The sequence below is a fragment of the Rhizobium rosettiformans W3 genome (genome assembly GCF_004912135.1).
Lineage (GTDB): Bacteria > Pseudomonadota > Alphaproteobacteria > Rhizobiales > Rhizobiaceae > Allorhizobium > Allorhizobium rosettiformans.
Genome location: NZ_STGU01000004.1, coordinates 269,364 through 289,222, shown reverse-complemented (window position 1 = coordinate 289,222; position 19,859 = coordinate 269,364). Strand labels below are relative to the sequence as shown.

The 19,859-nt window shown below is 63.0% G+C and carries 21 protein-coding genes; 18 read left to right on the top strand and 3 right to left on the bottom strand.

The features are described from left to right. The first annotated feature begins 34 nt into the window (after nucleotides 1-34). The gene (locus FAA86_RS09830) at nucleotides 35-1,015 is read left to right on the top strand and encodes a complex I NDUFA9 subunit family protein (RefSeq protein ID WP_136540165.1); all 981 of its coding nucleotides are present in this window, start codon (nucleotides 35-37) and stop codon (nucleotides 1,013-1,015) included. Between the two features lie 194 nt (nucleotides 1,016-1,209). Beyond that, nucleotides 1,210-1,368 (top strand): hypothetical protein, encoded by a 159-nt coding sequence (locus FAA86_RS24565; RefSeq protein WP_167494938.1) that lies wholly within the window; start codon nucleotides 1,210-1,212, stop codon nucleotides 1,366-1,368. 64 nt (nucleotides 1,369-1,432) lie between these two features. Here the strand turns inward: FAA86_RS24565 and FAA86_RS09825 are convergent, their stop codons facing one another. Then, a complete protein-coding gene (locus tag FAA86_RS09825; RefSeq protein ID WP_136540163.1) occupies nucleotides 1,433-2,239 on the bottom strand; it encodes an undecaprenyl-diphosphate phosphatase in 807 nt (268 codons plus the stop codon). Nucleotides 2,240-2,380: 141 nt separating this feature from the next. On the opposite strand from FAA86_RS09825, the gene FAA86_RS09820 reads away from it, so the two are divergent. From FAA86_RS09820 to guaA, 13 genes are all read left to right on the top strand, one after another. After that, nucleotides 2,381-3,073 carry a glutathione S-transferase family protein gene (locus FAA86_RS09820; protein ID WP_113460203.1) on the top strand — a complete coding sequence of 231 codons (693 nt, stop codon included), beginning with the start codon at nucleotides 2,381-2,383 and terminating at the stop codon, nucleotides 3,071-3,073. 11 nt (nucleotides 3,074-3,084) lie between these two features. Beyond that, on the top strand, nucleotides 3,085-4,239 hold the full coding sequence (queG, locus tag FAA86_RS09815) for a tRNA epoxyqueuosine(34) reductase QueG (RefSeq protein WP_136540161.1): 1,155 nt from the start codon (nucleotides 3,085-3,087) through the stop codon (nucleotides 4,237-4,239). A 3-nt stretch (nucleotides 4,240-4,242) separates the two neighbouring features. Further along, nucleotides 4,243-5,124 (top strand): SDR family oxidoreductase, encoded by an 882-nt coding sequence (locus FAA86_RS09810; protein ID WP_136540159.1) that lies wholly within the window; start codon nucleotides 4,243-4,245, stop codon nucleotides 5,122-5,124. A 370-nt stretch (nucleotides 5,125-5,494) separates the two neighbouring features. Next, nucleotides 5,495-5,857 (top strand): septal ring lytic transglycosylase RlpA family protein, encoded by a 363-nt coding sequence (locus tag FAA86_RS09805; protein ID WP_183954634.1) that lies wholly within the window; start codon nucleotides 5,495-5,497, stop codon nucleotides 5,855-5,857. Between the two features lie 103 nt (nucleotides 5,858-5,960). Then, complete coding sequence (locus tag FAA86_RS09800; protein WP_136540426.1) at nucleotides 5,961-7,253, top strand: RsmB/NOP family class I SAM-dependent RNA methyltransferase; 1,293 nt, start codon at nucleotides 5,961-5,963, stop codon at nucleotides 7,251-7,253. 123 nt (nucleotides 7,254-7,376) lie between these two features. After that, entirely contained in the window at nucleotides 7,377-8,657 is a 1,281-nt protein-coding gene (locus FAA86_RS09795; protein ID WP_136540157.1) for an imelysin family protein, read from the top strand. Nucleotides 8,658-8,703: 46 nt separating this feature from the next. Further along, nucleotides 8,704-10,230 carry a di-heme oxidoreductase family protein gene (locus tag FAA86_RS09790; RefSeq protein ID WP_136540155.1) on the top strand — a complete coding sequence of 509 codons (1,527 nt, stop codon included), beginning with the start codon at nucleotides 8,704-8,706 and terminating at the stop codon, nucleotides 10,228-10,230. Continuing rightward, nucleotides 10,230-11,336, top strand: a complete 1,107-nt coding sequence (locus FAA86_RS09785) for an imelysin family protein (protein ID WP_136540153.1) — start codon at nucleotides 10,230-10,232, stop codon at nucleotides 11,334-11,336. Before FAA86_RS09790 ends, FAA86_RS09785 begins: the two co-directional genes overlap by 1 nt. 1 nt (nucleotide 11,337) lies before the next feature. Continuing rightward, a complete protein-coding gene (locus tag FAA86_RS09780) occupies nucleotides 11,338-12,414 on the top strand; it encodes a DUF1513 domain-containing protein (RefSeq protein WP_136540151.1) in 1,077 nt (358 codons plus the stop codon). 40 nt (nucleotides 12,415-12,454) lie between these two features. Then, nucleotides 12,455-12,907, top strand: coding sequence for a TspO/MBR family protein (locus FAA86_RS09775; RefSeq protein ID WP_377344265.1), 453 nt, complete (start codon nucleotides 12,455-12,457; stop codon nucleotides 12,905-12,907). Between the two features lie 69 nt (nucleotides 12,908-12,976). Then, nucleotides 12,977-13,426, top strand: a complete 450-nt coding sequence (locus FAA86_RS09770) for a PaaI family thioesterase (protein ID WP_136540147.1) — start codon at nucleotides 12,977-12,979, stop codon at nucleotides 13,424-13,426. Continuing rightward, nucleotides 13,423-14,061, top strand: a complete 639-nt coding sequence (locus FAA86_RS09765) for a 5'-methylthioadenosine/S-adenosylhomocysteine nucleosidase (RefSeq protein ID WP_136540145.1) — start codon at nucleotides 13,423-13,425, stop codon at nucleotides 14,059-14,061. Before FAA86_RS09770 ends, FAA86_RS09765 begins: the two co-directional genes overlap by 4 nt. Nucleotides 14,062-14,137: 76 nt before the next feature. Further along, nucleotides 14,138-15,700, top strand: coding sequence for a glutamine-hydrolyzing GMP synthase (guaA, locus tag FAA86_RS09760; protein WP_113460214.1), 1,563 nt, complete (start codon nucleotides 14,138-14,140; stop codon nucleotides 15,698-15,700). Between the two features lie 70 nt (nucleotides 15,701-15,770). On the opposite strand, the gene FAA86_RS09755 is transcribed toward guaA, so the two are convergent. Beyond that, nucleotides 15,771-16,331, bottom strand: a complete 561-nt coding sequence (locus tag FAA86_RS09755; protein WP_136540143.1) for a methylated-DNA--[protein]-cysteine S-methyltransferase — start codon at nucleotides 16,329-16,331, stop codon at nucleotides 15,771-15,773. Nucleotides 16,332-16,505: 174 nt separating this feature from the next. Between FAA86_RS09755 and FAA86_RS09750 the strand changes: the two genes are divergently transcribed. From FAA86_RS09750 to FAA86_RS09740, 3 genes are all read left to right on the top strand, one after another. Then, entirely contained in the window at nucleotides 16,506-16,856 is a 351-nt protein-coding gene (locus FAA86_RS09750; RefSeq protein WP_136540141.1) for an ArsC family reductase, read from the top strand. Between the two features lie 3 nt (nucleotides 16,857-16,859). Then, nucleotides 16,860-17,333, top strand: a complete 474-nt coding sequence (gene ybaK, locus FAA86_RS09745; protein ID WP_136540139.1) for a Cys-tRNA(Pro) deacylase — start codon at nucleotides 16,860-16,862, stop codon at nucleotides 17,331-17,333. Between the two features lie 85 nt (nucleotides 17,334-17,418). Then, nucleotides 17,419-18,669 carry an aminopeptidase gene (locus tag FAA86_RS09740; RefSeq protein WP_136540137.1) on the top strand — a complete coding sequence of 417 codons (1,251 nt, stop codon included), beginning with the start codon at nucleotides 17,419-17,421 and terminating at the stop codon, nucleotides 18,667-18,669. 10 nt (nucleotides 18,670-18,679) lie between these two features. On the opposite strand, the gene FAA86_RS09735 is transcribed toward FAA86_RS09740, so the two are convergent. Further along, a complete protein-coding gene (locus tag FAA86_RS09735; protein WP_136540135.1) occupies nucleotides 18,680-19,798 on the bottom strand; it encodes an endonuclease/exonuclease/phosphatase family protein in 1,119 nt (372 codons plus the stop codon). Nucleotides 19,799-19,859 lie beyond the last annotated feature (61 nt).

The following is a 19,859-nucleotide window of genomic DNA, read 5'->3' as shown; positions in this document are numbered from 1 at the left end:
TCGTGTGCGCCCATATAGTTCAGGGGAGCCGTCCATGACCTTGTCCAACCTTCCGCCGCTCGTCACCGTCTTCGGGGGCTCGGGCTTCGTGGGACGGCATGTGGTGCGCGCGCTCGCCAAGCGCGGCTATCGTATCCGTGTCGCCGTGCGCCGCCCTGATCTCGCGGGCTTCCTGCAGCCACTCGGCAATGTCGGCCAGATCTCCTTCGTTCAGGCAAACCTGCGCTACCGCTCGTCGGTCGATGCGGCCGTCCAGGGTGCCGATCACGTCGTCAACTGCGTCGGCATTCTGTTCGAGAGCGGCCGCAACGGCTTTGATGCCGTCCAGGATTTCGGCGCCCGCGCCGTTGCCGAAGCTGCCCGCTCCGTCGGCGCGACGCTGACCCATATCTCGGCGATCGGCGCCGATGCGAAGTCGGATTCGGTCTATGCCGCGACCAAGGGTCGTGCGGAAGCTGCCGTGCAGTCGATCCTGCCGGACGCGACCATCCTGCGCCCGTCGATCGTTTTCGGCCCTGAAGACGGCTTCTTCAACAAGTTCGCCTCCATGGCTCGCATCGCCCCTGCCCTGCCGCTGGTCGGCGGTGGCAAGACCAAGTTCCAGCCCGTCTATGTCGGCGATGTCGCCGAAGTGGTGGCACGCGCCGTCGACGGCACAATTGCCCGCGGCAAGATCTATGAGCTCGGTGGCCAGGATGTCGCGAGCTTCAAGCAGTGTCTCGAGATGATGCTCGACGTCGTTGGCCGCAAGCGTGCGCTCGTCAACCTGCCCTTCGGCATTGCCTCGCTGATCGGCAGCATCGCGTCTGCCGTGCCGCTGATCACGCCGCCGCTCACCAGCGACCAGGTCAAGCTTCTGAAAAAGGACAATGTCGTGTCCCCTGCCGCCAAGGCGGAAGGGCGCACGCTCGAAGGCCTCGGCATCCAGCCTGTCACCATGGCCGCCATCCTGCCGACCTATCTCGTGCAGTATCGCGTGCATGGCCAGTATACGGGCTCCGGCAAGGCAGCCTGAGGCTGCCCTCACCCGCCTTTCGAGCGTCCCGCCGTTGCACAAAAGACGCAGCTTAACCAAGACCTGCGTTAACCGCGGATAAAGCAAGTTCGCCTATTGATGGCGGTCGTGGCAATGCGTAAAGACTGGCCCCCAACGGCCGGCCGGCAGCGGTTGCCGGCCCTTCATTTCAGACAGTCTCAAGAGGCATTTCCATGGGCAAGTCCATCGCACTGTTCTTCGCATGTGCGGCACTGGTTATCATCGCTGGCTCCTTCGTCGCGCCGACCACCGTGGCGGCCCGCAAGGACAATTGCTCGCCTGCCTATGGCATCGACCCCTGCTCGACGGCTTCCATCCCGTCGACCAACTGATTTCCCAAAATCAAAGAGGCTGCCCCTCGGGACAGCCTTTTTTCTTGTCTCGGACCTGCCGGCCTCAGCCGAACATCAGCAGTCCGAGAATGCCGGCCGTGCCGACGGCGATCCGCCACCAGGCGAAGGGCGCATAGCCCCGTTTCGAGACAAAATTCAAAAGCCCCCGCACCACGAACAGCGCCGAGACGAAGGCTGCCACGAAGCCGATCGCGATGATCGTGGTGTCGTCGGCGGTCAACGCGTTGCGGTTCTTGTAGAGATCGAGCGTGAAGGCGCCGAGCATGGTCGGCATGGCGAGGAAGAAGGAGAACTCCGCCGCCGAGCGCTTGTCGGCGCCGAGCAGCAGCGCGCCGACGATCGTCGCTCCCGAGCGCGAAGTGCCGGGGATCATCGCCACGCACTGGCAGAAGCCGATCTTGAGCGCGAGCGACAGCGGATATTCGGTGACGTCGTGATATCTGGGCTTTAGCGGCATCCGGTCGATCCAGAGCAGGACGAGGCCACCCAGGATCAGCACCACGCAGATCAGCATCGGCGTCTCGAAGAGCACGGTCTTGATGAAATCGTGGGCGAGGAAGCCGATGACGGCGGCCGGCAGGAAGCCGAGGAGAACCGCGCCAACGAAACGTCGGCTCTCGGCGCTTGTCGGCAGCGACAGGGCGATGTTCAGGAGCTTGGCGAAGTAGACGCTGAGGATCGCAAGGATGGCGCCCAGCTGGATCAGCACGGCAAAGGTGTTGCCCGGCGATTCAAAGCCAAGGAAATGGCCGGCGAGCAGCACGTGTGCGGTTGACGATACCGGCACGAACTCGGTCAGGCCTTCAATCAGGCCGAGCACGAGCGCGCTGATAATGGATTGATCTTCCATGAGGTCTCCTTCAAGGGGAAGGCAAAGTGATTTGCTTGTATTGCCGGGGCCGAAACCCTATAGCTTGGAAGCCGCGCTGATGACCAGCCGCTTCCACCGCCTGTGTCGCGGCCACTGAAAAATCCGAGACTCCGAGTTCCGATGCCGACCCTGTACCATCACACGATGTCCACTGCGTCCCGTTTCATTCGACTGGTGCTGTCCGAATACGGCTTCCAGACGGATCTGGTGGAGGAGCAGACCTGGGAGAAGCGCAAGGAGTTCCTCGCCTTCAATCCCGCCGGCACGCTGCCCGTCTATGTCGATGACAGCATGCGGGCGCTGTGCGGCCCCTTCGTCATTTCGGAATTCATCGACGAGACGCACGGCGTACTGAAGCGCGACCGGCGCCTCTTTGCCGAAGATCCGTTCCAGCGCGCCGAAATCCGTCGGCTGACGGAATGGTTCCTGCAGAAGATGGAGCAGGATGTGACCAAGCCGCTGGTGCGCGAACGCGTGCACAAGCTGATCATTCCGAATGGCCTTGGCGGTGGTGCGCCCGATTCCAAGGTCCTGCGCACGGCCCGCTCCAATATCCGCCACCACATGAAATACCTGACCTGGCTTTCTGGCTCACGCCAGTGGATCGCCGGCGAACGGCTGAGCTATGCCGACCTCTCGGCGGCAGCGGCCGTCTCCGTGCTCGACTATCTCGGCGAGATCGATTGGAACGAGTTTCCGGTCGCCAAGGAATGGTACCAGCGGATCAAGTCGCGACCCTCTTTCCGGCCACTGCTCACCGAGCGCGTGCGCGGGATCACGCCGGTGTCGCACTACGCCGACCTCGACTTCTGACAGCAAGCGCCATGGACGAGCCGCAGATCGATCCCAAGATCCGGAAGCTGCGGGCAGACCTCACCCGCTTCCTGCGCCAGGAGGCGGAAGCCCAGGGCTTCGATCTCTGTCGGATCACTTTGCCGGATGCCATCCCCGAAGCGCCTGCGCGTCTTGAGAGCTTCCTCGAGGACGGCCGCCACGGCACGATGGCCTGGATGGAGGAGACCAAGGAGCGCAGAAGCGATCCGCGTGTGCTCTGGTCGGACGTGAGCTCCATCGTGATGTTCGGGATGAATTACGGTCCTGACGAGGATCCTCGCCTGCTGCAGGCTCAACCCGAGAAGGCGGCCATCTCGGTCTATGCCCGCAATCGCGATTATCACGACGTCATCAAGGGACGGCTCAAGGAAGTGGCGACGCGCTTTGCCGCGCGTGCGGGCGAGGACGTGAAGGTTTTCGTCGATACGGCCCCCGTCATGGAAAAGCCGCTCGCCGCCGCTGCCGGGCTCGGCTGGCAGGGCAAACACACCAATCTCGTCAGCCGCGAATACGGTTCCTGGCTCTTTCTCGGCAGCCTGTTCACCACGGCCGACCTGGAGATCGATGAAGCCGAACGGGACCATTGCGGCTCCTGCCGCGCCTGTCTCGACGCCTGCCCGACGAACGCTTTTCCGGCGCCGTACCAGATCGATGCGCGGCGTTGCATTTCCTACCTCACGATCGAGCACAAGGGGCCGATCGACCGGGCACTGCGCCCCGCCTTCGGCAACCGCATCTATGGCTGCGACGACTGTCTGGCGGCCTGTCCCTGGAACAAGTTCGCGGCGTCGGCGCGCGAAATGAAACTCGTGGCCCGCGAGGACCTGAAGGCGCCCGACATCGCCTACTTCCTGACGCTGGACGATCCGACCTTCCGGACCTATTTCAGCGGCTCGCCGGTCAAGCGGATCGGACGGGATCGGTTCGTGCGCAATGTCTTGATCGCGGCCGGCAATTCCGGTTCGGTGGAGCTGGCACCAGCCTGCCAGGCCTTGCTGAGCGATGCCTCGGCCGATGTGCGCGGCATGGCGGCCTGGGCGCTGTCGCGGCTCTTGCGCGGCGACGACTTCATGAGGCTCCGGGCGGAGCACATGCCAGGAGAAATGGACGAAACGGTCCGACAGGAATGGATGACGGGGAGCTGACGCATGCGGGTGATGATTTTCGGAGCGGGATATTCAGGCAAGGCGATCGGCCGGCTGCTTAGCGACCAGGGCGCATCCGTTGCCGGCACCACGCGCAGCGCCGAGAAGGGCAAGGCGCTGGAAGCGGTGGGCATCCGCCCCTTCGTCTTCGATGGCGCGAGTCTCACCGAAGAGCTGCTCGGCGAACTCTCCGAAACCACCCACCTCGTCCAGTCGATTGCGCCCGGCAGTGAGGGCGACCCACTGATCCGGCTCTGCGGTAAGGCGGGAATCAGGGCCATCATGCCGAAGCTCGAATGGATCGCCTATCTCTCGACCGTCGGGGTCTATGGCGACCACAACGGTGCCTGGGTCAACGAGGAAACGGAGTTGAAGCCCGTCTCCGTCCGTTCGGTGGAGCGCGTCGAGGCCGAGCAGGCCTGGCAGGTGGTTGCGGCGCGGGATGATCTGCCGCTTGCGATCCTGCGTCTCTCCGGCATTTACGGGCCGGGCCGCAACACTTTCATGAACCTTGCCAATGGCACGGCACGGAGGCTGGTGAAGAAGGATCAGGTGTTCAACCGCATCCGGGTCGAGGACATCGCTGCTGCCACCGCCTTCCTCGCTGGCCCCAAGACTGCCGGGATCTTCAACGTGACCGACGACATGCCCTCGCCGCCGCAGGACGTGGTCACGGAAGCAGCCCGACTGATGGACATGGAGGCGCCGCCCGAGCAGCCCTTCGAGACGGCCGATCTGACGCCGATGGCACGCTCCTTCTATGGCGAAAACAAGCGCGTCTCCAACGCCAAGATCAAGCGTCTCGGATTCAACTTCCAGTACCCGAATTACATGATGTCTCTGGAGGATCTACTTGGTTCCGGCAGCTGGAACCAGAAGGCCTGAACAGGCGTTTCACGAGGTCAAACTTTGCGTCCAGGGTGCAGGAAGTCCGGCATTCCAAGCGTCTCAGCCTCGAAGGCACCATAATTCGGGCAGGAAATATGGCGGGAAAGCAAAATTTTTCTTCGCAGATTCCGTGATCGTGCTGAATACGCGGCGCGCGAGTTTTTCATTCCGCAAAGACTCCTGGATTCAAACGATTTTTCTCCATTCTTCATGCTTCATTAAGGTAAAGATTCCTGTTTGCATCATCACGAATGTTACAGTTTGTAACTTTTCGTGATGGCATTGTGGCACGTTTTTGCCATTTTTGACCCTGCCTAGGCGTCGGCACGCAAAAAACCGCTCGTGTCAACGACTAGGGACGTATAACTTGACGATCAACCGACGCTCTATTTTCGCCGCTGCAACTATTGCAGCTCTCTGTGCTTTCGCGCCTCAGAGTGCAAATGCCAAGTCTTCCTGCGGTGGTGCCTCCTGGTACGCCCTGACGTCGAAGACGGCTTCCGGCGAACGTATGAACCCGGCCAAGCTGACCGCCGCTCACAAGAGCCTGCCCTTCGGCACCAAGGTCAAGGTCACCAACTCGCGAAGCGGCAAGAGCGTCGTCGTGCGCATCAACGATCGCGGCCCTTTCATTCGCGGCCGTGTGCTCGATCTGTCCAAGGCTGCAGCCCAGAACATCGGCATGGTCCGCGCCGGCCATGCCAAGGTCTGCTACGAGATCCTCGGCTAAGACCCGTCCTCCAGGAGGCGGCGATCCATTCGTCCGGCTTTAGACGCTTGCTCTTGCCGGTGATCGCCGTTACCACGCTCTCTTCTTTCAGAGGAGAATGACCATGCGCTTGGGCGGCCGTCTTGCCGGTGCGATCGAAGTCTTGGATGATATCGAGACCCGTCGCCGTCCCGTTGCCGATGCCCTCAAGGATTGGGGCCTTTCGCATCGTTTCGCCGGTTCCGGCGACCGTGCGGCCATCGGCAATATCGTCTATGATGCCCTGCGCATGAAGCTATCCCATGCGTGGCTGATGGATGACGACAGGGCTCATAGCCTCGGCTGGGCCGTGTTGCTGCGCCAGTGGGGCATGAGCCTCGAGTCGCTGCAGGCCGATCTCGAAGGCGACAATTTCGCCCCCGCCCCCCTCTCCGAAAGCCAGATTCAGGCCTTTACCAGCCGCAACCTTTCGGACGCGCCCTTGCATGTGCAGGGCGACATCCCCGACTGGGTGCAGCCTTCCTTCGAACAGGCCTTCGGTGACGACTGGCTCGCCGAGGCCCAGGCGCTTGCCACCCGCCCGACGCTCGACCTGCGCGTCAACACGCTGAAGGCCAATCGCGACAAGGTGCTGAAGGCGCTCGACCGCTCCGGCGCCCAGGCTTCGCCGATTGCCCGCTTCGGCATGCGCGTGCCGGCCGGCGAAGGCCCGTCGCGTCTGCCCAACGTCACAGCCGAACTCAGCTTCCAGAAGGGCTGGTTCGAGGTGCAGGACGAAGGTTCGCAGATCGTTGCCGATCTCGTTACGCCGCGCGAGGGCGATCAGGTGCTCGACTTCTGCGCCGGCGGTGGCGGCAAGACGCTCGCCATGGCAGCTGCCATGAACAACAAGGGTCAGGTGCATGCCTATGACGCGGACCGCAAGCGGCTTGCGCCGATCATCGAACGCCTGAAGCGCGCGGGCACCCACAATGTGCAGGTGCATGACAGCGCGAAGGGCCTCTCCAACCTGCGCGACCGCTGCGACGAGGTTCTGGTCGACGCCCCCTGCACCGGAACCGGCACCTGGCGTCGGCGTCCGGATACGAAGTGGCGCCTGACTGATCGGAACCTCCAGGAGCGCATCACCCAGCAGCAGGAAGCGCTGACCGAGGCCTCGGCCTTCGTCAGGCCTGGCGGCGCGCTTCTCTACGTCACCTGTTCCGTGTTGCCGGAGGAAAACGACCGTCAGGTCCAGGCCTTCTGCGAAGCCAATCCGAGCTTCGAGATCGTCTCCGTGATGGACGACTGGACGCATCTTTTCGGCGGTTCAGCCCCGAAGCCGCGTTCGGCCGATGGCAAGACCGTCACGCTCAGCCCCGCCAGCATGGATACCGACGGCTTCTTCTTCTGCCGCATGCGTCGGCGGTCGAGCTGATTTGACGATCGTCAAATCCAACCGTTGTTTCTTATAGTCGACTGTTTGACACCAGTTTCTTTTTGCGCGAAGAGAAGGCCGTCCGTTAAATCGAGGCGCCTATCGGCGTCGGAGGGAGACACCATGATCAGGAAATCCGTCATCGGCGCGTCCATCGCGCTGCTCGTCACATCGGCTGCCATCTTTGCTGGCCCGGCCGTCGCCGCACCAGCGCCCAAGGACGTGCTGACGCATTACGCAGAGCTCGCCCATGCGAAGTTCGAGGACTCGCTGTCGACTGCCAAGGCGCTCGATGCCGCCATCGACGCCCTCATTGCCAAGCCGAGCGACGAGACGCTGAAGGCGGCCCGCGAAGCCTGGATCGCCGCCCGCGTCCCTTACCAGCAGACGGAAGTCTACCGCTTCGGCAACCCGATCGTTGACGATTGGGAAGGCAAGGTGAATGCCTGGCCGCTGGACGAAGGCCTGATCGACTATGTCGATGCCGGCTACGGCACCGAAAGCGATGGCAATTCGCTCTATGTGGCGAATGTGATTGCCAACCCGAAGATCAAGATCAACGGCGAAGAGGTTGATGCCTCCAAGATCACGCCGGAGTTCCTGGCCGAAACGCTGCATGAAGCCGGCGAAGTCGAGGCCAATGTCGCGACGGGCTATCATGCCATCGAATTCCTGCTCTGGGGCCAGGATCTGAACGGCACCGGCCCGGGCGCCGGCAACCGTTCCTATACCGATTACGACACGGCCAATTGCACCAATGGCAATTGCGATCGCCGCGCCGCCTATCTGAAGGCCGCCTCCACCCTCCTGGTCCAGGATCTCGAAGAGATGGTTGCCGCCTGGGCACCCGAGGGCGAAGCCACGAAGAACGTGCTTGCCGATGAAAACAAGGGCATCTCCATCATCCTCACCGGCATGGGCTCGCTCTCCTATGGCGAACTTGCCGGCGAGCGCATGAAGCTCGGCGTGCTGCTGCATGATCCGGAAGAGGAGCATGATTGCTTCTCCGACAACACCCATGCTTCGCACCTGAACGACGCCGTCGGCATTGCATCCGCCTATACCGGCGAATACACCCGCGTCGACGGCACGAAGATGACCGGCCCGTCGCTCTCCGAACTCGTCGCCGCCAAGGATCAGGCGCTCGATCAGGAAATGAAGGCCAAGCTCGATAAGACGCTTGCTGCGATGAATGCCATGGCAGAGCGCGCCAAGACGACCGAGGCCTATGACCAGATGATCGGCGAAGGCAATGCCGAGGGCAACGCCACCGTTCAGGCGGCCATCGACGGGTTGATCGACCAGACCCAGTCCATCCAGCGCGTCATTGCGTCGCTGGATCTCGGCACGATCGAGCTTGAAGGCTCCGACAGCCTTGATAATCCTGGGGCCGTCTTCCAGTAAGCAGCAAAGGCGGGTCGTCCGAAAGCCGGGCGACCCGATCTCTTCCATGACATCTCGCAGGGTTCTCTCCGCCGGCCTCGGCGCCTTGATGACAACCGGCATTCTTGTCTCGGCTGGCACGGCCGGCGAGCCCGTCGAGCGAGCGGACCTGACGCCCAAGGACAGGGCGCGCGTTGTCGCCGTCACCCGACCGACGGATGATTTTTCCAAGGCCGAGGCCTTCGAGCTGATGCAGGGCGGCGCCGGAACCTCCCCGCGCGGAGTGAGCGCGGACTCCTTTTCCGACTTTTCCGCCAATATCACCTTCGCCGAAGAGCAGGATTTCAAGCTCGGCAACGCGCTGTTCCGCAAGCTCTGGGTCTCCTCCCCCTCGTCCACCCAGGCGTCCGATGGTCTCGGTCCCCTCTTCAATGCGCGGGCCTGCCAGAGCTGTCACCTGAAGGATGGTCGCGGCCATCCGCCGGAAGGCGACCGCGATCACACGTCCATGTTTTTCCGACTGGCGCGTCCCGCCGCGACGGAAGACGAGCAGGCGAAGCTTGACCGGCTCGAGATCGCCTCCCTGCCCGATCCCGTCTATGGCGGCCAATTGCAGGAACAGGCGGTGCCGGGCATCTCCGCCGAAGGGCGCATGGTCGTCACCTATACCGAGGAGCCGGTGACACTCTCCGGCGGCGAGACGGTGATGCTGCGACGCCCCAGCTATTCCGTCAGTGACCTGAATTACGGCCCACTCGACCCGACGACCGTTCTCTCGCCCCGCATCGCCAATCCGATGATCGGTCTCGGTCTGATCGAGGCGATCCCAGCGGAGGATATTCGGGCGCTGGCCGATCCCGATGACCTTGATGGTGACGGCATTTCCGGCCGCGTCGCCCGCGCCCGCGATCACCGGACCGGCGAGATCAAGCTCGGCCGCTTCGGCTGGAAGGCGCAGAATGCCTCGGTGCGCGATCAGAGCTCCAGCGCCTTTGCCGGCGATATCGGCATTTCGACGCCAGATGATCCCAGGCATTTCGGTGACTGCACGGAGAAGCAGACCGCCTGCCTTGAAGCCGCCACCGGTGTGCAGCCGCGGCTCGGCGATACCGAAGGCCCCGACCCCGTTCTTGAACTGGTCACCTTCTATGCGAAGAACCTTGCCGTGCCGAAGCGCCGAAACGTGGACGATGCGGAGGTTCTGCGCGGCAAGGAGATCTTCTACCAGAGCGGCTGTACGGCTTGTCACCGGCCGAAATTCGTGACCAGCCGCAGAGCTGACAACAAGGCACAGGCCTTTCAGCTGATCTGGCCCTATTCCGATTTCCTGCTGCATGACATGGGCGAAGGTTTGGCCGATGGCCAGGCCGTCGGAGATGCCACCGGGCGGGAGTGGCGCACGCCGCCGCTCTGGGGTATCGGTCTCACCCAGGTCGTCAGCGGCCACAGCTTCTTCCTGCATGACGGCCGGGCGCGAAACCTGACCGAAGCGATCCTCTGGCATGGCGGGGAGGCGGAAGCCGCCCGCAATGCCTTCGCCGCCGCCAACCTCGAGGACCGCAAGGCCCTGATCACATTCCTGGAGTCTCTCTGATGCGGTTACTGACGCGCCTTGCCCTCCTCTCCACGATGTTGCTGCCCCTTCCGGCGCTGGCGCAGGAATCGAGCCTGACCGTCGGCGTGCTCGACACGGCCAAGGTGCCCTCCGTCATGGCCCGCGCCGTCGATGACTTCATCCGGCCCGGCTATCGCCGGTTCGAAGAAGAAGCCGATACCATGGAAGAATCCATGGTCGAACTCTGCGGCTCGCCCTCGTCCGAAAGCCTCATGAACGCGCAATCGACATTCGGCGACGTTGTCGAAGCCTGGTCGCGCATCGAGATCGTCCGGGTCGGGCCAGTTCTCGAAGGCAATCGGTTCGAGCGCATCCTGTTCTTTCCCGATCGCAAAGGCACTGGGCTGAAGCAGGTGCAGGCGGCCCTCGCCAAGCCTGATCCGAGCGTGACGTCGGTCGACACGCTGAAGGAAAAGAGCGTGGCCATGCAGGGGCTGGGCGCGCTGGAATTCGTTCTCTTCGGCACGGGTTCTGAGAGCCTGCAATCGGCAGAAGGCGCCTATCGCTGCCAATATGGCACGGCGATCGCGGCCAATCTGAAGCGGTTGGGGAGCGAGTTGACCGAAGCCTGGGATGCGCCCGATGGCGTGGCGGCCGCCTGGAAAACGCCCGGTCCCGACAACCCGATCTTCCGCGACGAAGCCGAGGCTGCCAAGGAGCTGCTCGGCGTGCTCGTGCACGCGGCCGAGACGATCCGCGACCAGCGCATCGAGCAGTTCTACAAGGGTGACGCGAAAAAGGCCCTGCCACGTCAGGCGATCTACTGGCGTTCAGGCAATACCTTCCGCTCGATCACCGCGAATATCGAAGGCCTGCGCGATCTGCTTGCTACCTCCGGCATGGTGGAGCTTCTGGCCGAAGACAATCGCTCGGTCGTCTCGTCGACCGATTTCGTGGCCCGTTCGCTGTCGCGCGTCTCCGGCGACATCAAGCCCGATGTGGCCGCCGTTGTCGAAGACCCGGCCCAGATCGCAAAGCTCGACTTCCTGCTCTTGAACAGCCGCGACCTGACCCTGAGGCTCAACAATGATCTAGGTGGCGGTATCGGCCTTGCGGCCGGCTTCTCCTTCTCCGACGGCGACTGAGATGATCGCAACGCCGCTCATCGATCGCCGAGCCTTCCTGCGCTCCGCAGGCCTCGCCTTTGTCGCGGGGCTTGGCGCCCGGTCGGCCTTTGCGCTCGAGCGCACGGATGCGGTCTATGCCAGTGGCCTCAAGCGTCCCGACGGTAGCTTCGCCATCGGACTGGTCAGCGAGGCCGGCACACTGATCGACGAGATCGCGCTGCCGGGCCGCATCCACGGGCTCTGCCACAGTGCTGCAAATGGGCTATCGGTTGCCTTTGCCAGGCGTCCCGGGACCTTTGCCGTCATCTTCGATGCCAAGAAGGCTGTTGAGCCGCGCATCATCGCCGCTTCGGAAGGACGCCACTATTTTGGCCATGGCGCCTTCTCGCCCGATGGCCGGCTCTTCTATGCCAGCGAAAACGACTTCGATGCCAATGCTGGGGTGATCGGGATCTACGACTGCATCTCCGGCTTCGAGCGCGTGGGCGAGGTGCCGGCTCATGGCATCGGCACGCATGACATCACCGTCACGGCAGATGGTCTCCTGGTCATCGCCAATGGCGGGATCGAGACGCATCCGGATTTCGGCCGCACCAAGCTCAATCTCGACCATATGGAGCCGTCACTCGTTCTGGCCGATGCCAAGACCGGCGCGCTGATCGAGAAGCACACGCTGCCGCCGGAGCTCAGCCAACTCTCCACCCGGCATCTCGATGTCGCCGCCGATGGGCGGATCTGGTTTGCCTGCCAGTATGAGGGGCCGCGCACGGATCGGCCGCCGCTGGTCGGGCATTTTGCCAAGGGCGTTCCCGTCTCCTATGTCCAGCTTCCCGACGAGACGACCGACCGGCTCGGCAATTATGTCGGCGCCATCGCCGTCAACCGGGCTCAGGGTCTCGTCGGCATCGCCTCGCCTAAAAACGGGCTCTGGGCCGTGCTCGACGGTAAGGACGGACGCTTGATTTCGGAGACCGTGCTGGCCGATGCTTCGGGCATCGCCCCCTCGCCGAAAAGCTTCGCGGTCTCCTCCTATCGCGGCGATTTCCTCGCCCGCCAAAGCCCTGTCGCCTGGGATCAGCACATCATCCGGATCTAGAACGCTGGTCGAACCGAAAGGAGCGCCCTAGATGCCTGCCATGTCCAAGATCGTAAGCTACATCCTCTTCATCGGTTTCGTCGTCGGCGCGGGTCTCATTGCCGGTGTCACCAACATGCCGGGCGAGTGGTACCAGACCCTCGAAAAGCCGTTCTTCAACCCGCCCTCCTGGATCTTTGGTCCGGTATGGACCACGCTCTATGTGATGATCGGTGTGGCCGGTGCCCGGATCTGGCAGCGTGCGCCGAAGTCGGCGGCCATGCAGCTCTGGTTCGCCCAGATGGCCTTCAATCTCATGTGGTCGCCCGCCTTCTTCGGCCTGCAGAACCCCGAACTCGCACTTGCCGTCATTGCCGGCATGCTGGTGACGATCGTGGCCTTCATGGTGAAGGCCAAGCCGATCGACGGGATTTCGACCCTGCTCTTCGTGCCCTATCTTGCCTGGGTCGCCTTTGCGAGCGTGCTCAATCTCTCGATTGCCTGGCTGAACTGAATTTCCGTTTCGCCGCCTTGCCTGCCTGGAACGGCCATGCCAATTTCGCCGCCGAAGGGGATATGAGCCATGGTGGACTACGATCAGGAGACCGTTGAAACACGGATCCGGCAGAGCTTCGCGCGGCAGGGGGCGATGGAAACGCTTGGGGCCGAGCTTTCGAGCGTCAGCCCCGGTGTCGTCGAAATTGAACTCTCCTACGATCCCAAGCTCACCCAGCAGCACGGTTTCCTGCATGCCGGCGTCATTTCCGCCGCGCTGGACACAGCCTGCAGCTATGCCGCCTATACGGTGACCACTCCGGAGGTGTCCCTGCTCACCATCGAGTTCAAGGTGAACCTGATGTCGCCAGGGCGCGGCGAGCGCTTCCTGTTTCGCGGCGAAATCACCAAGCCCGGCTCCAATATCATCGTCGCCGACGGTCGCGGCTATGCGCTGACCGACGGCCCGGCCAAGCTGATTGCCTCGATGACCAGCACGATGATGGTCATCCGCGGCCGTGAGGGGATTTCCGGATGACCTATGAAATGAAGCCGGTCGCCGGCAAGAACGTGCTCTTCGTCATGGCCGCCGATGCCGAATACGGCGTCTTCCTGCGCACCCGCATTTCTCCGCTGATGACCGGCGTCGGGCCCGTCGAAGCGGCCATCGCTCTGACCCGGGAGCTCGCCCGTCTTGCCAGCCACGACGACCTGCCGGATCTCGTCGTCTCGCTCGGCTCGGCGGGGTCGGCGACGCTCGAACAGGCCGAGATCTACCAGGTTTCGGCCGTCTCCTATCGCGACATGGACGCCTCCGCCTTCGGTTTTGAGAAGGGCAAGACGCCGTTTCTCGACCTGCCCGTTTCCGTCGAACTGCCGCTCCGGATCCCAGGGATACAGACGGCGACGCTATCCACTGGGGCGAATGTCGTCTCGGGCGCCGCCTACAAGTCGATCGACGCCGACATGGTGGACATGGAAACCTTCGCCATTCTGCGCGCCTGCCAAGGTTTCAACATCCCCCTGATCGGGTTGCGCGGCATTTCCGACGGCCGGCACGACGTCAATCACATCGACGACTGGACGCAGTATCTGCACGTCATCGACAAGAAGCTGGCGCTTGCCGTCGATGGCCTGCAGACGGCGCTGGAAGACGGCGTCTTCTGGTTCTGAGCAGGCGCACAAAAATTCCAGGTTTTGCGGGCGATCTGCCATTGAAAGATGGCCGCGATTTCTTTAAAGGCTCGCCATGACCCAGACAGCACATCCCGACAGTGTTCTCATCGTCGATTTCGGCAGCCAGGTAACGCAGCTGATCGCACGCCGCGTCCGCGAATCCGGCGTCTATTGCGAAATCGTCCCCTTCCAGTCCGCCGAAGAAGGCTTCCACCGGTTGAAGCCCAAGGCGATCATCCTGTCGGGAAGCCCCGCTTCCACGCTGGATGAAGGCAGCCCCCGGGCGCCGCAGGTGCTGTTCGACAGCGGTCTTCCGATCTTCGGCATCTGCTATGGGCAGCAGACCATGTGCGCCCAGCTTGGCGGCAAGGTCGAAGGCGGCCATCACCGCGAATTCGGCCGCGCCTTCCTCGATGTCGAGCAGGATTGCGAACTGTTCAACGGCCTCTGGTCGACCGGCTCGCGCCATCAGGTCTGGATGTCCCATGGCGACCGCGTGACCGCGATCCCGCCGGGCTTCAAGGTTCTGGCCACGTCCTCCAACGCGCCCTTCGCCTTCATTGCCGACGAAGCGCGCAAATACTACGCCGTGCAGTTCCACCCCGAGGTCGTGCACACGCCCGACGGCGCCAAGCTGATCCAGAACTTCGTCCAGAAGGTCGCGGGCATCAAGGGCGACTGGACCATGCATGCCTATCGCCAGAAGGCGGTCGAGCAGATCCGCGCTCAAGTCGGCGATAAGCGCGTCATCTGCGCGCTGTCCGGCGGCGTCGATTCGTCGGTCGCAGCGCTGCTGATCCACGAGGCCGTCGGCGACCAGTTGACCTGCATCCTCGTCGACCACGGCCTGATGCGCAAGAACGAGGCAGCCGATGTCGTTGCCATGTTCAAGGAGCATTACAACCTGCACCTCATCCATGTTGATGCCGTCGACAAGTTCGTCGGCGAGCTGGAAGGTGTGAGCGACCCGGAAACCAAGCGCAAGATCATCGGCCGCCTGTTCATCGAGACCTTCGAGGAAGAAGCCAAGAAGCTCGGCGGCGCGGATTTCCTTGGCCAGGGCACGCTCTATCCCGACGTCATCGAAAGCGTGTCCTTCACCGGCGGTCCTTCGGTCACGATCAAGTCGCACCACAATGTCGGCGGTCTGCCCGAGCGCATGAACATGCAGCTCGTCGAGCCCTTGCGCGAACTCTTCAAGGACGAAGTGCGCGTGCTCGGCAAGGAACTCGGCCTGCCCGATAGCTTCATCGGCCGCCACCCCTTCCCGGGTCCGGGCCTTGCCATCCGCTGCCCGGGCGGTGTGACCCGCGAAAAGCTCGACATCCTGCGCGAAGCCGATGCCATCTATCTCGACGAGATCCGCAAGGCCGGCCTCTACGACGCGATCTGGCAGGCCTTTGCCGTGCTGCTCCCGGTCCAGACCGTCGGCGTCATGGGCGATGGCCGTACCTATGAATTCGTCTGTGCGCTGCGCGCCGTCACCTCGGTCGACGGCATGACCGCCGACTTCTATCACTACGACATGGAATTCCTCGGACGGGCGGCCACCCGCATCATCAACGAGGTCCGCGGCATCAACCGCGTCGTCTACGACGTGACGTCGAAGCCGCCGGGGACGATTGAGTGGGAGTAAGGCGAACGCCTCTGCCAATATGAAATTTCTGAAACGGAGGGCCTCGCCCTCCGTTTTTTCGTATGCCCCTTCAGAAGACGAACGATTGCTGCGCCGGGGACGTGTCGGGCAGTTCGACGCCTTCCAGCTCCAGCATGCGCAGCTTGGAGTCCGATCCGCCCGGCGCCGAAAAGCCGCCGATCTTGCGTCCTGCCGCCAAGACCCGGTGACACGGGATGATCAGCGGGATCGGGTTCTTCGCCATGGCCTGACCGATCGTCCAGGCACCCGCAGGTCCCAGCTCCAGCTCCCCCGCCAGCGCGCCATAGGTCGTGGTGCTTCCCCAGCCAAGACGCCGGGTGGCGAGGTAGATCTGGCGAAAGAGATCCGTCTGGGCCGAGAGGTCGAGGGGCAGGTCGGAGAAGTCGCTGCGCTCACCGGCAAAATACGCCCGGACACGATCGATAGCCGCGGCAATCTCTGCGATCGGCGCCGCAGGCTCGGCGCCCGGGAACCGTCGGCGCATGGCGCGCTCCGTCTGTTCCGGATCGTCGCCCGGAAGGCGAAAGCCGGAAACGCCCTCATCGCTCCAGGCGATGGCGCAGGTGCCGCTCTGTGTTTCAAACAGCGTATAAGCCTGGTTGCTCGTCATCGGTCTGCATCCCTCATGCTGCCACAGGGTGACGTGCTCCGGGCGATCGAGCAACCCGTTTCATGCCGGGCCTATACAGACTTTCCGGCTCCCGGCCCCAAGGCCACCCGCTCGGCTTGCCAGCCGTGGGATCGTCTTGCTATCCGTCGAGAATGAACAGGAGACCGGCGGCGCATGAGCATCACCATCTACGGCATCAAGAACTGCGACACGATGAAGAAGGCGCGCACCTGGCTCGAAAGCCAAGACGTGGCGCACGACTTCCACGACTACAAGGCCAAGGGCATCGATGCCTCGACCCTTGACAGCTGGATCGGCCAGGTTGGCTGGGAGGTGCTGCTCAACAAGGCCGGCACGACCTTCAAGAAACTCGACGAGGCGCAGAAAGAGAACCTCGATGCGGCACGCGCCAAGGCGCTGATGCTGGCGCAGCCGTCGATGATCAAGCGGCCGGTGCTCGATGTCGACGGCAAGCTCACGGTCGGTTTTAAGCCCGAGACCTATCAGCAGATCTTCCAGGCCTGAGCCATGGCCAAGACCACCCGCGCCACGCAGTTCCTCGACAAGGCCGGTGTCGCCTATACCACCGCGACCTATGATTACGACCCGAATGCCGAGCGCATCGGGCTGCAGGCGGCGGAAGCGATCGGTGAGCATCCGTCGCGGGTGTTGAAGACGCTGATGGCCGAGCTTGACGGCAAGCCGGTCTGTGTTGTCGTGCCCTCCGACAAGGAGGTGTCGATGAAGAAGCTGGCGAGCGCTTTCGGCGGCAAATCGGCGGCGATGATGAAACCGGCCAATGCCGAAAAGCTCACAGGTTTCGTGGTCGGCGGCATCAGCCCCTTCGGCCAGAAGAAACAGGTGCCTACGGCCATCGAGATCTCGGCCATGGACGAGCCGCTCGTCTACATGAATGGCGGGCAGCGCGGCTTGCAGGTGCGGGTGTCCCCGCAGGATGCGCTCAAGGCGCTGGGCGCCATTGCGGCACCGCTCACTGCCTGAACAGATCCATGCTTCGGCGTGCATGGTCTGGACTTCGCCATCTTTACCCTTAAGTCTGGCATACAGACAAAAACAGGAATGCCCCATGACCCTCCCCGATCTCTCCGCCTCCATCGATCCGCACAAGCTCGACAAGCTCGCCGAGGTGGCGATCAAGGTCGGGCTGCAGCTGCAAAAGGGTCAGGATCTGGTGCTGACCGCGCCGCTCGTCGCTGTGCCGCTGGTGCGGCTGATCACGGCGCATGCTTACCAAGCGGGTGCGGCGACGGTGACGACCTTCTATTCCGACGAGGAGACGACACTGGCACGCTATCGTCATGGTCACGACGACAGCTTCGACCGCGCGCCGAACTGGCTCTATGACGGCATGGCCAAGGCTTACGAGAATGGCGCTGCCCGTCTCGCCATTGCCGGCGACAATCCGATGCTGCTGGCGCAGGAAGATCCGACGAAGGTCGGCCGTGCCAACAAGGCGACCTCGATTGCCTACAAGCCGGCGCTGGAGCATATCTCCAATTTCGACATCAACTGGAACATCTGCTCCTATCCCAACCCCTCCTGGGCGAAGCTCGTCTTCCCCGACATGCCGATCGAAGAGGCCGTGCGCAAGCTGGCGGACGCCATCTTCGCTGCCTCGCGCGTCGATCGCGACGATCCGGTCGCGGCCTGGGCCGAGCACAATGCGGAACTCAAGAAGCGCTCCACCTGGCTGAACGGCGAGCGATTTGCCGCCCTGCACTTCACCGGCCCCGGCACGGACCTGACCGTCGGCCTTGCAGACGGCCATGAATGGCATGGCGGCGCCTCGACGGCGAAGAATGGCGTGACCTGCAATCCCAACATCCCGACGGAAGAAGTCTTCACCACGCCGCATGCGCTGAAGGTGGAGGGCCATGTCTCCTCGACCAAGCCACTTTCCCATCAGGGCACGCTGATCGACAATATCCAGGTGCGCTTCGAAGGCGGGCGGATCGTCGAGGCCAAGGCCTCCAAGGGCGAGGCCGTGCTCAACAAGGTGCTCGACACGGACGAAGGCGCACGCCGTCTCGGCGAAGTGGCGCTGGTGCCGCATTCCTCGCCGATCTCGGCCTCGGGCGTTCTCTTCTACAACACACTCTTCGACGAAAACGCCTCCTGCCACATCGCGCTCGGCCAGTGCTATTCGAAGTGCTTCCTCAACGGCGCCTCGCTCAGCCAGGAGCAGATCAAGGCGCAAGGCGGCAATTCCTCGCTGATCCACATCGACTGGATGGTCGGCTCAGACAAGGTCGATATCGACGGCCTTCGCGCCGACGGCTCGAAGGTGCCGGTCATGCGGAAGGGGGAATGGGCCTGAGGTCCAGACCTCAAATGTCGAGGTCGACCCAGAGCGCTGCGTGATCGGAGGCCGCATCCTGCGGCCTCTTCAGCTCCTCATAGGTCTCCCAGCGTTTCGGCCTTACCCCCGACCACATGCCGGTGCGGATGACCCCGCCTTTCTCCACCTTGTCGAACAGTTTCGGCGAGAGCAGCAGGTAATCGATCTTGTTGCCGGGATTGGACAGGCCATAGGTGCCCTCGAAGCCGCCATTGTCGAAGCTCGGATGCTCGAAGGCATCGGTCAGCTCGGCGTCCTGCAGAAGCGGGCTCAAGGGATCGCTCTCGGGTGTGTCGTTCAAGTCGCCGATCACCGCGATATACTCCCAGCCTTCGGCCAGCCGCTCCTCCACGATCTCGGCAACACGGGTCGCCTGGGCCTTCCGGCGGCGGTCCGACTCGGCCTTGCCGCCAAACCCCTTGCTCTTGAAATGGTTGACCATCACCAGCAGCCTGTTGCCGCTTGCGGTCGTCACTTCGAATTCCGGGCAGTCGCGGGAAAAGATAATGCGGTCGCTGCCATCCGGCAGCCGGTCGTCGACATGGCTGCGCATCCGGCCGATCGGAAACTGCGGTCCGGACATCAGTCCGACATCGATGCCGCGTTCGTCATTGCCATCGATCAGCATCACGTGACGAAACGGCGTGCCGTCGACGGCGGCAACGATCTCGTCGTTGAAGGCCTTCAGCACCGGCCGGCTTTCGGCCTCGACCACGCCCAGCACGTCGGCCTCCAGGTCGCGGATCACGCGGGCCGTGTTGCGCATGGCGTGTTCGTTGATCGGTTCGTCGCGCAACTCGAGCGAGCCGACCCAGTCGCTGCGGCCCGAAGCCGTGATCTCGACGCCGCCCGACTGAGGGCGTTTCAACAGGCCGCCGCGATTGCGGCGCAGAATGACAAAGGGGCCGGTGTCGCTCTTTTCCATGCCGAGCGCGATGATCAGGTCGGCCATCTTCTTGCGCGCCGCGGGCGTGTAGGAGATTTCGCCGAGCAGACTGTTCAACTCGGCGAACTTTTCGAGGACGGGGCGTCCGTCCTCCCAGGTTTCGAGGTTCATCGCCTTGGCGCGATCGAACAGGTTCTCGACGTTGTAGACTGCAAGGCGCATTGCTCCCTCCCAGGCTCTCGAACTGGGACGGGATGATACCAGAGATTTGTGATGCGCGCAT